14 protein-coding genes, 1 tRNA gene and 1 riboswitch are annotated in these 12,032 nt (G+C 43.5%); of the genes, 13 read left to right on the top strand and 2 right to left on the bottom strand.

Annotation, left to right across the window (positions count from 1 at the left end):
- Positions 1–39 precede the first annotated feature (39 nt).
- Positions 40–207: a hypothetical protein gene (locus tag ACFWE9_RS00625; RefSeq protein WP_230159138.1), complete on the bottom strand. Its 168-nt coding sequence runs from the start codon at positions 205–207 to the stop codon at positions 40–42.
- A 570-nt stretch (positions 208–777) separates the two neighbouring features.
- Positions 778–851, bottom strand: a tRNA-Arg gene (locus ACFWE9_RS00620).
- Between the two features lie 281 nt (positions 852–1,132).
- Between ACFWE9_RS00620 and ACFWE9_RS00615 the strand changes: the two genes are divergently transcribed.
- From ACFWE9_RS00615 to ACFWE9_RS00555, 13 genes are all read left to right on the top strand, one after another.
- Positions 1,133–1,978, top strand: coding sequence for a polysaccharide deacetylase family protein (locus ACFWE9_RS00615; RefSeq protein ID WP_377355323.1), 846 nt, complete (start codon positions 1,133–1,135; stop codon positions 1,976–1,978).
- Between the two features lie 87 nt (positions 1,979–2,065).
- Positions 2,066–2,240: riboswitch (cobalamin riboswitch) on the top strand.
- Positions 2,241–2,417: 177 nt separating this feature from the next.
- The gene (locus tag ACFWE9_RS00610; RefSeq protein ID WP_377355313.1) at positions 2,418–3,383 is read left to right on the top strand and encodes an ABC transporter substrate-binding protein; all 966 of its coding nucleotides are present in this window, start codon (positions 2,418–2,420) and stop codon (positions 3,381–3,383) included.
- A complete protein-coding gene (locus tag ACFWE9_RS00605; RefSeq protein ID WP_377355312.1) occupies positions 3,346–4,413 on the top strand; it encodes a FecCD family ABC transporter permease in 1,068 nt (355 codons plus the stop codon). The genes ACFWE9_RS00610 and ACFWE9_RS00605 overlap by 38 nt, the downstream gene beginning before the upstream one ends.
- Complete coding sequence (locus ACFWE9_RS00600) at positions 4,406–5,878, top strand: heme ABC transporter ATP-binding protein (RefSeq protein WP_377355311.1); 1,473 nt, start codon at positions 4,406–4,408, stop codon at positions 5,876–5,878. Before ACFWE9_RS00605 ends, ACFWE9_RS00600 begins: the two co-directional genes overlap by 8 nt.
- Positions 5,875–6,840, top strand: a complete 966-nt coding sequence (gene cbiB, locus ACFWE9_RS00595; RefSeq protein ID WP_377355310.1) for an adenosylcobinamide-phosphate synthase CbiB — start codon at positions 5,875–5,877, stop codon at positions 6,838–6,840. The genes ACFWE9_RS00600 and cbiB overlap by 4 nt, the downstream gene beginning before the upstream one ends.
- Complete coding sequence (gene cobD / locus ACFWE9_RS00590; protein ID WP_377355309.1) at positions 6,815–7,888, top strand: threonine-phosphate decarboxylase CobD; 1,074 nt, start codon at positions 6,815–6,817, stop codon at positions 7,886–7,888. Before cbiB ends, cobD begins: the two co-directional genes overlap by 26 nt.
- Complete coding sequence (locus ACFWE9_RS00585; protein WP_230159145.1) at positions 7,861–8,436, top strand: bifunctional adenosylcobinamide kinase/adenosylcobinamide-phosphate guanylyltransferase; 576 nt, start codon at positions 7,861–7,863, stop codon at positions 8,434–8,436. The genes cobD and ACFWE9_RS00585 overlap by 28 nt, the downstream gene beginning before the upstream one ends.
- The gene (gene cobS, locus ACFWE9_RS00580) at positions 8,433–9,224 is read left to right on the top strand and encodes an adenosylcobinamide-GDP ribazoletransferase (protein ID WP_230159146.1); all 792 of its coding nucleotides are present in this window, start codon (positions 8,433–8,435) and stop codon (positions 9,222–9,224) included. The genes ACFWE9_RS00585 and cobS overlap by 4 nt, the downstream gene beginning before the upstream one ends.
- Positions 9,182–9,799, top strand: a complete 618-nt coding sequence (locus ACFWE9_RS00575; RefSeq protein WP_230159147.1) for a histidine phosphatase family protein — start codon at positions 9,182–9,184, stop codon at positions 9,797–9,799. The genes cobS and ACFWE9_RS00575 overlap by 43 nt, the downstream gene beginning before the upstream one ends.
- Positions 9,751–10,179 carry a bifunctional adenosylcobinamide kinase/adenosylcobinamide-phosphate guanylyltransferase gene (locus ACFWE9_RS00570; protein WP_230159148.1) on the top strand — a complete coding sequence of 143 codons (429 nt, stop codon included), beginning with the start codon at positions 9,751–9,753 and terminating at the stop codon, positions 10,177–10,179. Before ACFWE9_RS00575 ends, ACFWE9_RS00570 begins: the two co-directional genes overlap by 49 nt.
- Before the next feature lie 14 nt (positions 10,180–10,193).
- Positions 10,194–10,778 carry a cob(I)yrinic acid a,c-diamide adenosyltransferase gene (locus tag ACFWE9_RS00565; protein ID WP_230159149.1) on the top strand — a complete coding sequence of 195 codons (585 nt, stop codon included), beginning with the start codon at positions 10,194–10,196 and terminating at the stop codon, positions 10,776–10,778.
- Position 10,779: 1 nt separating this feature from the next.
- Positions 10,780–11,274 carry an ECF transporter S component gene (locus tag ACFWE9_RS00560; RefSeq protein WP_230159150.1) on the top strand — a complete coding sequence of 165 codons (495 nt, stop codon included), beginning with the start codon at positions 10,780–10,782 and terminating at the stop codon, positions 11,272–11,274.
- Positions 11,271–11,966, top strand: a complete 696-nt coding sequence (locus ACFWE9_RS00555) for an ATP-binding protein (RefSeq protein ID WP_230159151.1) — start codon at positions 11,271–11,273, stop codon at positions 11,964–11,966. The genes ACFWE9_RS00560 and ACFWE9_RS00555 overlap by 4 nt, the downstream gene beginning before the upstream one ends.
- The last annotated feature ends 66 nt before the right edge of the window (positions 11,967–12,032 follow it).

Below are 12,032 nucleotides of genomic sequence, written 5' to 3'. Positions count from 1 at the left end.
AAATGTGAAGGGCTCTTTTTCTATATATCACTGCTTCGACTAAACTTCATTCAGTACGGTGCCATGTAATTCATATTCAAGTGTGTTGTCCATTTTTAGTGTGTGATTATCCGAATCTACTCGTATGAGTGTACTGAATGGCTGCTGATCACCTGGACTGAAAATCGCTTCATCATTCTCAGCGTTCCATCGGCTGTAAATACTCATGATCAGTATCTTCCTCCTTTGGATGAGAAGAGTAGTAATTCCCATTTTGATTAGCATCTAACACTTCAATTGACTCTAACGCTGATCACCGGGACTAAACACCGCTGCGTCATTCTCCTTGTTCCATTGGCCTCTGATTGTACTCATGCACATCATCTCCTTTGGTTGAGAATGTCTTACAGTATTTATATACCCGGGTGGGACAAGTTCAAACATTTATTTCAAAAATGATTAAATGATATATTCGATGTAACAATGTCCATTTCACGCCGACTGGAGATCTGATCAAGCAATTCTATCGTAATTACGAGAATACGCGGCTCCAGTTCCTTCAGAACGAGTGTGATTTCGTTCTTTTATCTGTGTGCCACGTTTTACTACTTTTTTAGCCAAAAAGAAAAGCACCTCCAAACAATGAAAAGTTTTAGTGAATAGAATCACCATTGTTTCCAATATTCAGAAGTGCTTTTATCCGACATACGTGATACAGCCTTTTTCAGTTAAGCCAAAAGAAAAACCCTGCTATAAAACGGCTTTAACCGCACTATAACAGGGTCTTCCATACATTAGCGTCCCAGATAGGAATCGAACCTACGACCTACAGCTTAGGAGGCTGTCGCTCTATCCTGCTGAGCTACTGGGACATATAAAAAGTCGACGACTTATTTATTATATTTCTTATAGGCAAACTTTTCAAGCTAATAGCTTGTACTTATGAAAAAATTTCATCATTAAAGCTTAACTGGTGATAAAGTACAGTCCAATAAAGTTTGGTGAGGATGGGTACCAACTCTTTATATTCCTTTTTTTGTGTTAATTGGGATACTTTATTATTCAATACTTTTCTGGTACTATTATGCTAGAAAAAAATAGGAGAATGATAGTGGGAAAATACAGAGTTTTAAGCATAGTAGCATTGCTGGGGATGTTCATTTTACCTGGATGCTCACAAGGGGTTTTAGATAAAATAGGTAAAAAGACGGCTGCACCGATTACGGAAGAGAATATTGAGGTGGCTGCTGCAGCGGAGAATGATGCCAAAATCGATTCGGAGGATGAAGCAAGTCCTGAGCGAATCGATACGAGGAACTGGATAAGGGCCGAGTCCACGGTTCAGCTTCCGATATTGATGTATCATAGCATATCTGAAGGTAATAACCTTCGGGTGCCAAAAGAGGAATTCCGAATGCAAATGGCTTGGCTTCGGGAAAATGGATACCATACATTATCCCCTAATGAAGCATTTCACGTTTTAACCGAAAATCGAATGCCAAGTGAAAAGTGTGTCTGGATTACTTTTGATGATGGGTATACAGATAACTACACGGAGGCTTTTCCTATATTAAGAGAATATGACATGAAAGCGACCATTTTCATGATTGGGAAATCCATTGAAAAAGGTCATCACCTGACGGAAGGTCAAATGATGGAGATGAGCAGAAATGGGATTTCCATCGAAAGTCATACAATCAACCATCTTGAGCTGAACCGGATGACCCCAGAGCAGCAAGCAGTCGAAATGGTCCAGTCAAAGGATTTATTCGATCGAATCCTCCATCAGGACACGACAGTACTTTCGTATCCAGTTGGTCGGTATAACGAAGAGAGTCTCAGGCTGTCGGAAGAAGCTGGATACAAGATGGCAGTTACGACCGAACCTGGCGGGGCCTCCGGTGATCAAGGTATGTATGCCCTGCATCGCGTTCGGATTTCACCCGGATTATCGGTTGGTGGGTTTGCGTCACTGATTGAAAATGCTACAAATCATTGAAGAGGGACAGGGCATTTTGGAGCCAGTCAGAAAAATCATATAATAATAGATTCTTACATGGTGTATAATGAAAAGCAGTGAAAATTACATACATATGAGCGATTTGGTGTCTTAATGACTTAAAAGGGAAGCTGGTTGAATGCCAGCGCGGTCCCGCCACTGTATATGGGAGTTAACGGCTGTGAACCACTGTATGAGATATGGGAAGGTGCCGTTGACGATAACCATGAGCCAGGAGACCTGCCAAGATTCGTACACCTATAACCTACGCGGATGGGAAGGTGTGTGGCAGACCTAAAGAGTCCGTAATTATATTGTTGCCATACAAGCATCTTCCGTTTAACGGGAGATGCTTTTTGTTTTGATGCGCATCTTCGTTTGAAGGAAGCGCTATTTCATAGGTGGGAAAAACTAAATAAAAAGATTGTGGGGAATGAAAATGAAGAAAATTTTTGGTCTGATACTGGTGTTATTACTGACTGCAGGTATGATCGTTGGTTGCAGCGGGGGATCTAATGACGGAACGGAAAAGCAGCAAACGAATCATGCTCAACACCAAGCTTTCCCGATTACGATTAAAGATGCAACGGGTGAAAAAGTAACGATAGAAGAAAAACCGAAGAAAATCGTTACGTTGATACCAAGTAATACGGAAGTGGTATTTGCTCTTGGTTTGGGTAAAAAGGTTGTTGGTGTTTCCGACAATGATAATTACCCGGAAGAAACGAAAGAAATCGAAAAAGTTGGCGGAATGGAAATGAATACGGAGTTGATTGTTTCCTTAAAGCCTGATCTTGTTCTTGCCCATGCATCCAGTGCCCATAATTCAAGTGAGGGATTAAAACAGATTAAGGATGCTGGAATAGATGTCCTTGTAGTCAATGATGCACAAAGCTTCGACGAAGTGTATGAGTCTATCGATATGATTGGACAGGCAACAGGAGAACATGATAAGGCAAAAGAAATCATTACCGATATGAAAACGAAGCTGAAGGCTTTATCTGAAAAAGCCAAATCCGTAAAGGAAGCGGATAGAAAGACCGTTTTAGTGGAGGTTTCGCCGTCTCCGGAAATATATACACCTGGAAAAAATACATTCATGAATGAAATGCTTCAAATGATTTCAGCGAAGAATGCAGCGGCTGAATTGGACGGTTGGGCAAAAATTGATGAAGAGTCGATGATTGCTGCAAATCCGGATGTCATTATTACAACGTATGGTTATTATACAAAAGATCCAATCAGTGAAGTGACCGGCAGAAAAGGATGGCAAGACGTAAAAGCTGTTAAGAATGGCCAAGTCTTTGATGTCCATTCTGACTTGGTGACCCGTTCCGGTCCACGCTTAATAGAGGGAGTAGAGGAACTTGCCAAATCAGTCTATCCGAACGTATTTGACAAATAAAGGGGCGTTTGCTTATTTGATTGCGTTATTGTTTTTACTTTTTGCTTGTACGATTGGCATTTCCTTTGGTTCGGTACCAGTACCGATTCCCGTACTTATACAAATAATCGGCAAGGAGATTTTTCATTTACCGCTTTCCGTTGATCCGGATGTGATGCTGACGAATATCGTGATGAACATCCGCTTGCCGCGTGTATTGCTTGCGGGTTTGGTTGGTGCTTCACTTGCGATTGCGGGTGCGGCATTTCAGGGATTGCTCCGGAATCCGCTCGCTGACCCTTACACATTAGGTATATCATCAGGAGCATCAGTCGGAGCTGTATTGACCTTATTCTTGAATGTATCACTACCATTCATCGGTTTATATACTCTTCCGGTATTGAGTATCTCATGTTCCGTGATCACGATTTTCTGTGTATTGGCTTTTGCAAAAAAAATGGATCGATCGATGAAGGTGGAAACGATCATATTAACCGGAATCATTTTCAGCTCGTTTTTAAGTGCCTTCATTTCTTTGATGATTGCGTTGACGGGTGAGGAATTAAGGCAAATCATTGGCTGGCTCATGGGCAGCGTTTCAATGCGTGGTTGGACGTATATCGCGATCATTTTGCCGTTTTTTATCATTGGTTCTCTGATCTTGCTCATGAATACAAGTGAATTGAATGCGATGACTTTTGGGGAAGACCGGGCAAAACACTTAGGTGTGAATGTGCAGCGGCGAAAAATGTGGATCTTGATTGCTGGTTCGATATTGACAGGGGCAGCCGTTGCAGTTTCCGGGACGATTGGCTTTGTAGGATTGGTCATTCCTCATTTGGTCCGTAGGATTTGGGGGCCAGACCATAAACATTTGCTTCCGTTGTCTTTGCTGATAGGAAGCGGATTCTTGATTCTGGCGGACCTTGTCGCACGGACGATCATAGCCCCATCGGAACTGCCGATCGGGGTCATCACTTCACTTATCGGGGCACCGGCATTTGCGCTGATTTTATTAAAGAGACGGAGAGTGGGTAGGACGGATGCTTGAAGTAAAAGGGTTAACAGGTGGATATGGCAATAAAACCGTTTTGGACTCTGTCTCATTTGACGTACATAAAGGGGAGTTATTCGGAATTCTAGGTCCAAATGGCAGCGGGAAAACGACGCTTTTGAGCATGCTCAGCGGGGTGCTCGATTATAAGGGAGGAAGCATACGGATAAGGGGAAGGGATTTGAAGGATTATTCGTCAAAACAACTTGCACAGGTCATTGCGGTGCTTCCTCAACATTCCTCATTAGCTTTTTCTTATACAGTAAAAGAGACGGTCTCACTTGGGCGCTATTCCCATCAAACAGGTTGGTTCCATAGTTGGTCAGCAGAAGACGAAACGATTGTCCAACGGGTGATGAATCAAACGGGGGTGGCAGATTTTCAGGATCTTCAATTTGAACGATTATCAGGTGGAGAGAGACAGCGGGTCTTACTGGCGCAGGCACTTGCCCAGGAACCAGAAATTCTTTTTTTGGACGAGCCAACGAATCACTTAGATCTTTCCTATCAAAAGGATCTTCTTGATTTAATGAGGAAAATGGCAAAGGAGCAGGAGTTAACCGTCATTTCAATATTTCATGACTTGAATTTGGCTGGATTATATTGTGATCGGCTTATGTTGCTTGAAAAAGGTCAAATTCAAGTTATTGATGTGCCGAATGAAGTGCTCCAACAGGACCGGATTCAGGGTGTATATCAGACGACGATTGAAAAACATCCGCATCCCGCTCTTCCGAAACCGCAGATGTTCATCGTTCCGGAAATGCATAGCAGTGATACTGCCCCTATGGAAATCGATGATTCATATCTGACAGTTGGTCCAGAAATGATTCAATTGAACTCTCCGATCCCATTAAGAACGATGTCTTCTGGAGTGACTGGTTCGGGGACGGGCTGGCATCGATATTTCGTGAATAGGCACGTCCATCGCGATTATAATTGCGAGGATCACCTTGTTGAAATGGCGGAATATTTAAGAACGCAAGGTTTTGAACCGCAGGAAACGGTAGGGATGATGACGGCAGTCTTTCTCGATACGGTTGTTTTCAAGTTTTTAAGAGGTGAAAATTTCTCGGCTTTTATCATCGTTACGGCTGGAGTGGGGAATGCCATCGACGCTTCTTTAGCCGACCGACATTCTTGGAGTTCGACTCCGGGAACCATCAACACATGGATATTCGTAAATGGTCACTTGGCAGAAGAGGCGTTCATCCACAGCATTGTTACCGCGACCGAGGCTAAAGCAAAGGCGCTTCATGATTTACATGTCTTGGATAAGGTAACAAATACATGTGCAACAGGAACATCGACTGACAGTATTTTGATTGCGGCAACTCAAAGAGGGGCAAAGCTTCACTATGCAGGCACCATCACTCCGCTAGGTAAGCTGATCAGCCGTGGTGTATATGATTGTACCGTAGAAGCGATAAAGAAAAATCGGAAACGGATTGAGGAACTATGATATACCATCACCTTTTTGCCGTTACACTGGCGTTTTTCCTTGACTTATTAATAGGTGATCCGCCAAATTGGCCGCATCCTGTAAAATGGATTGGAACGATGATAAGCAAGTTGGATCGGGCATTCAATAAAGGTAGATCTAAGAAACGTAATGGGCTTTTCATGTTGATGATCGTATTAAGTGTGGTGATTGTGGTTACAGGTCTAACCGTCTATTTAGCATACCGAATCCATCCGCTTGCGGGTATACTTTGGGAAGCTGTCGTCATTTCTACTACGATTGCTCAAAAAGGCTTAAAGCAAGCAGGGTTGGATGTTTGCCATCCGCTGAATGAACGGGATTTTCCTGAAGCGAGGCTAAAGCTTTCCTATATTGTGGGCCGTGATACAGCAGATCTTGATGAATCCGAAATAGTCAGGGGTACAGTAGAAACCGTTGCTGAAAATACGAGTGATGGTGTCACTGCCCCAATGTTTTGGGCAGCGATTGGCGGTGCACCGCTCGCGATGATGTATAGGGCAATTAATACCTGTGATTCGATGGTGGGTTACAAAAATGATAAATATGCTCAATTTGGCTGGGCTTCAGCAAAGCTCGATGATATCGTAAACTGGATTCCCAGTCGCCTCACGGGGTTCCTGATGCTGCTTAGCTCGAAATCCAGCTATCACGGATTGGGTGGCAGATGGAAGATTTTAATCAAAGATGCGAAAAAACATCCAAGTCCGAATAGCGGGTGGTGTGAAGCGGGCGTTGCTGCCATTTTGGGCGTGCAGCTTGGCGGTCGGAATATGTACAAAGGAGTTGTTTCTGACCGTGCGAGGATGGGAGTTCCACTTGTTCCATTAGAAGCAATACATATACCGAAATCGATTACCATCATGCATCGGTCTTCTTTTGTATTTTTACTGATGCTTTGGCTAGGGGGGCTTACTATTGTCATTACCAACTCATGGCTCTAATCCGCATTATCTTTACGAAGCGCTGGAAATTGAAATGCCTGAAAGTGTTCTTGATTTCAGTGCGAACATTAACCCATTGGGCCCTCCTTTACGCATAAAGGAACGGTGGACGGAATTTTTCGATGGAATCCTGCAATACCCAGATCCACATGCCGTTGAACTGACAAAATCAATTGCAAAAAAAGAAGCACTTCCAGAGCAAGCCGTTTTAGTAGGAAACGGCGGTGCAGAAATAATCATGTTGGTAGCGAACAAGTTAGCCAACAAAAAGGTGTTGATCATTCAGCCGGCGTTTGCGGAATATGCAGAAGCTTGTTTGGCAGCAGGGTGTGAGGTCGATTTTCATCAGCTTGAAGAGCCTGAGTGGCAACTGGATTTGGATCGCCTGATACCTCGATTATCAAATTATGATGCAATTTTCTTATGTACGCCTAATAATCCTACAGGGGTTTCATTTAAGCGGGATGACGTTAAGGAATTAATCAATGAATGCCAAAAAGCGGATTGCCTAGTTGTCATGGATGAGGCTTTCTATGATTTTACGGAAGACTCCTTTTCTTATGCATCTTTAATCAACCAATTTCCACATTTACTCATTCTAAGATCGATGACTAAAATCTTTGCAATTCCGGGTTTGAGAATAGGCTATTTGCTTGCGGCACCGGACATCATAAAACGGGTAAAAACTTATAAGCCGCATTGGAGTGTCAACCATGTAGCGTTGGAAGTAGGGAAGATCTGTCTTGCAGAAGAAGCATATATGAGAAAAACGAGAGACTATATACAATTGCAAAAGCAAAAACTTTTCCGGTTTTATGAAGAGCAAGGGTTGATTGTCTCCAATAGCACGGTTAATTTTTATTTAGTCAAAGATGAATCCTTATCCCTTTTCCCTTTTTTGTTGAAAAAAGGAATCGTTCCGCGCCATACCTATAATTTCCCGGGTTTGGATGGATTATGGCTCCGATTTGCAGTGAAGAGTGAACGTGATAACGAAGCACTGATGGAGGGGGTAAGACAGTGGAGAAAGCAAGGCTCTGTTTTATAACCGGGGGTGTCCGAAGCGGGAAAAGTGGTTTCGCGGAAAAAAAAGCCCTGGAATATGCACTCCAAATGAATGGCCAATTGCATTACCTCGCTTGCGGCCGTGTCAGTGATGCTGAAATGGGGGAACGCATTCTTCGGCACCAAAAAGATAGAGAAAACAGCCCGATTGCCTGGAGGACATCGGAATACGCAACGGATATTACAAGAATCGGGGCTGATATTAATCAGGATTCGATAATCCTGCTCGATTGTTTGACAACCCTTCTTGATAATGAACTATTTGGCCCTGGTATTCCGCTTGAAAAGGAATTTTTACATAGCGTTTTTATAAAAATATTAGACGGGATCAATGAGATCAGAAAACAATCCAGTTGTTTAATCATCGTGAGCAATGAATTGGTTCAGGAACCGATTTTTCAAAATGATTTCCTCCATATATACGGAAAAACACTAGGGTTGCTTCATCAAGCGATCGTCGGTCAGGCTGATGAGGCTTATCTTGTTGAATCGGGTATTCCATTAGTGATGAAAGGGTGCATGCAGGTATGAACGGTGTAATCGGATTTCTAATTAACCTGCAGTTCTTTACGGTTTTTCCGATAAAGAAGCAGCTTCCGATGGAGAAGAAATATATTCATAGTGCCATTCAAACCTTTCCGTTCGTCGGTCTTTTGCTAGGCTTGATATTGGGCGGTGTTTTATATGCATTAGTGGAATGGACCCCTTTGTCATCCCTTGCAATTGCGTTTGTCCTTTGGTTTTTGACGATGGCGTTAACGGGGGGCTTGCACCTCGATGGGTGGATTGATGCCAGTGACGCTTTTTTTTCCTATCAGGATAAAGAACGCCGATTGGAAATCATGAAGGATTCCAGGACAGGTGCATTCGGTGTCATCTCCGTCATCGTTCTATTGGCTGCCCGATTCATATTCATTTATGAAATTGTCGAACGGGTCAATGAATGGACATACTTCTTGATTATTGGCCTTCCATTCTTAAGCAAATGTGTGATGGGTTATTTACTTAGCCGGATGCCACTGGCTAAAAAAGAGGGGCTGGGTGCTTTCTTTCAAAGTGCTGTAAAGAAAAGCAGTTTGCCTATTTATTGGCTATACCTCCTTGTATGCCTTGCGATTGCTTGGATCATCGATTTTAAGCTTATCACTTTATTTTCCATCATGTGTCTGGCTGCGCTGTTCTTCCTATTTTATATAAAACGTAAAATCATCAGTTGGTTCGGTGGGATAACAGGGGATGTACTGGGTGCATCAGTGGAAGGGGTTGAGCTTTGGTTATGGCTGATACTGTGGCTATTACACTACTTCGCCATGGGCTGACGGAAGCAAATGAGCGAAAATCCTATTTAGGCTGGACGGATTCTCCATTAAGCATCGAAGGAGAAAAGGAAATTCTGTTCTTGAGGGGTTGTTACCCAGTATACGAAAAAATTCATACGAGTGATTTGCCTCGTTGTGTGGAAACCGCAAAACTGTTGTTTCCAGAAGTTGTTCCGGTCAAAAACCCTTCGTTCCGAGAAATGAACTTCGGCAATTGGGAAGGACGAACGTACGATGAGTTGAAGACAGATGGCGATTATCTTAATTGGTTGGAACGCCCCATGGCGGCAATGGTGCCTGGGGGTGAAAGCTATCCGGGGTTTTCCGAACGTGTTCAAAATGGCTGGAACCAATTGATTGCCAGTGAGGAAAGTCATTATGCACTAATGACCCATGGAGGGGTAATACGTGAATTACTGGTCCGCTATGCCCCGATGGAAAAGTCCTTTTTTGATTGGAGTATTTCTCACGGAAAGGGATATGAGCTCATATGGGAGGACCGGGACAGTTTAAGGAGGGGTGAACGGTGCACTTCGTTACAGGCGGCGCCTATAATGGGAAAACGAAATGGGTAAAGGAATTATATGGTTTGGAAAATAAGGCCCTTTGGTTATCCGGTTATCGGAAAGAACAGCCGGAAATGTTTGATTTTCAAGGTAATACCGTCATATTGCAGGGGTTGGATGCATGGATTCAACAAGATGCCGAAACGATGGATACAGATTCGATTCGAATAAGATGGAAGGAAATCATGGCTGACTGGCGAATATGGGAGAAGGAAAGGGATGAAAACATCTGCATTGTGATCGGTTCTGATATATCGAAAGGTATCGTCCCGATGGAAGCAAGGGATCGCCGATGGCGCGATGCCTGCGGATGGGTATTTCAAGATGTAGCATCCTTATCAACGCGTGTTGATATCATTTGGTATGGAATTAACCAGCGAATAAAATAGAGGAGGTAATTGGGATGAAGATTTATACACGTACAGGAGATAAGGGACAAACAAGCGTAATTGGAGGCCGGCTTGACAAGGATGACATCCGGGTCGAATCTTATGGAACAGTGGATGAAGTCAATAGTTATATCGGTCTTGCGGTGACTGAATTGGATGAAGCGATATTTAAGGATGTATTGGCCGATTTAGAGAAAATCCAGCATGAGTTATTTGACTGTGGCGGTGATTTGGCAACGGTTTCCGAGAAAGCCCCGCAAAAGCTGACGGATGAGGCCATTACCTATTTGGAAGAACGTATTGACGCTTTCATAGTTGAAGCGCCGGAACTGGAGAAGTTTATCCTGCCAGGGGGTTCAAAAGCGGCAGCAACGATTCATATTGCCCGTACGGTTACCAGAAGGGCAGAACGATTGGTCGTTTCATTGATCAAATCGGGTGCAGCCGTATCACCATTATCGCTTCAATATTTAAATCGCCTGTCCGATTACTTCTTTGCAGTAGCACGTGTGATCAACTTCCGACTTGGTGTGAAGGATGTGGAATATATCCGCAGCGCAAACGTATTCCGTGGAGGGAAAAGAAAGGAAAAAGAGTAACATGGATGTAAGAAAAATCAGTGCAATTGCTTTATTCATTGCCTTATCTGCTGTTGGGGCCATGATCAAAATCCCATCCCCGATCGGCAGTATCGCTTTAGACAGTTTTCCGGCCCTTTTGGCGGCTGTCATACTTGGCCCTGTACCCGGTGCGATTGTAGCCGGGCTCGGTCATATCATTTCAGCGTTCATCGGCGGCATGACTTTAGGGCCCTTCCATTTTTTGATCATGGTCGAAATGGCAGTGCTCGTTTGGATGTTCGGCGTTTTATATGTACACGGAAAGAAAATGGGCGCATTCTTCCTCTTCTTTATCGGTAATGCCTTCATTTTAGCCCTGCCTTTCGTATTTTTGATCAGCCCTGGATTTTACACAGTGCTGGTTCCGGGGTTAACGGCGGCAACAGCAGTGAATGTAGCATTGGCAGCATTGTTAATGCCACGCTTGGCTCCTGTTTTGAAAAAAATGATTCATAAAGATGGTCTTGTAGAATGAGTGATTCATTGATTCTACCGTTTTCCGAAGCAGAATCATTAATTGTTTCGAGTGATAATAGTGGCGGAATCGGACTGAAGGAAAAGGATCTTGTCCAGGTCCCTTATGAGGTCGTTGGCTATTACTCTTTTCGGGTTGCCGTCATGGAATGCATGGGTGTTGGCGGAAGGCCAATATCGGTTGTCCTTCACAATTTCTGCGGTGATGAAGCCTGGAAGGCATTGAGCAGAGGTATCTCGAAGGGATTGAATGAATTGGGAATGGTCCTGCCCATTACAGGAAGCACAGAAAGTAACATGCCGCTTCTTCAATCAGCACTAGGTCTTATGGTTATTGGTAAACGAAGGAATGAACGTGTAATTAAGCAATATCCTTTTCGGAAAATCGCTCTGATCGGCAGGCCGCTCGTTGGGAATGAAGTTATGGAACAACAAGAGAGGGTCGCTCCATTGTCTTTATTTAAAAGCCTTTGTGAGATGGAAGATGTACAGGTACTTCCAGTCGGTTCAAAAGGGATAGCATATGAATGGGAGCAACTGGATCCAAGTGGTGAAGGCGTTCCTGTAAATATAAGTAGTAAAGTGGATATCAAAAAATCTTCTGGACCATCCACTTGCTTCCTTATTGCTTATCCTGTACATCTTGAGGCAGAAATCAGACACCAATCCGGTCTTCTTTTTATGAGGGAATGATCCGACCAGTTCATGAATGAGGTATCGAGTTTAGTTCATAATGAACGGATTCGGTCCCTTTTTTTC

The organism is Peribacillus sp. NPDC060253 (assembly GCF_042727425.1).
In the GTDB taxonomy this organism is placed as follows: Bacteria; Bacillota; Bacilli; order Bacillales; family DSM-1321; genus Peribacillus.
This window is presented reverse-complemented; position numbering and strand designations above follow the sequence as displayed.

What these genes read in the sequence shown, in the direction of transcription:
- ACFWE9_RS00565 (WP_230159149.1), top strand. Translation starts at nt 10,194, where the DNA reads ATGAAGATTTATACACGTACAGGAGATAAGGGACAAACAAGCGTAATT.
- ACFWE9_RS00625 (WP_230159138.1), bottom strand. Translation starts at nt 207, where the DNA reads ATGAGTATTTACAGCCGATGGAACGCTGAGAATGATGAAGCGATTTTC.
- ACFWE9_RS00615 (WP_377355323.1), top strand. Translation starts at nt 1,133, where the DNA reads ATGTTCATTTTACCTGGATGCTCACAAGGGGTTTTAGATAAAATAGGT.
- ACFWE9_RS00555 (WP_230159151.1), top strand. Translation starts at nt 11,271, where the DNA reads ATGAGTGATTCATTGATTCTACCGTTTTCCGAAGCAGAATCATTAATT.
- cobS (WP_230159146.1), top strand. Translation starts at nt 8,433, where the DNA reads ATGAACGGTGTAATCGGATTTCTAATTAACCTGCAGTTCTTTACGGTT.
- ACFWE9_RS00600 (WP_377355311.1), top strand. Translation starts at nt 4,406, where the DNA reads ATGCTTGAAGTAAAAGGGTTAACAGGTGGATATGGCAATAAAACCGTT.
- ACFWE9_RS00575 (WP_230159147.1), top strand. Translation starts at nt 9,182, where the DNA reads ATGGCTGATACTGTGGCTATTACACTACTTCGCCATGGGCTGACGGAA.
- ACFWE9_RS00560 (WP_230159150.1), top strand. Translation starts at nt 10,780, where the DNA reads ATGGATGTAAGAAAAATCAGTGCAATTGCTTTATTCATTGCCTTATCT.
- cbiB (WP_377355310.1), top strand. Translation starts at nt 5,875, where the DNA reads ATGATATACCATCACCTTTTTGCCGTTACACTGGCGTTTTTCCTTGAC.
- ACFWE9_RS00610 (WP_377355313.1), top strand. Translation starts at nt 2,418, where the DNA reads ATGAAGAAAATTTTTGGTCTGATACTGGTGTTATTACTGACTGCAGGT.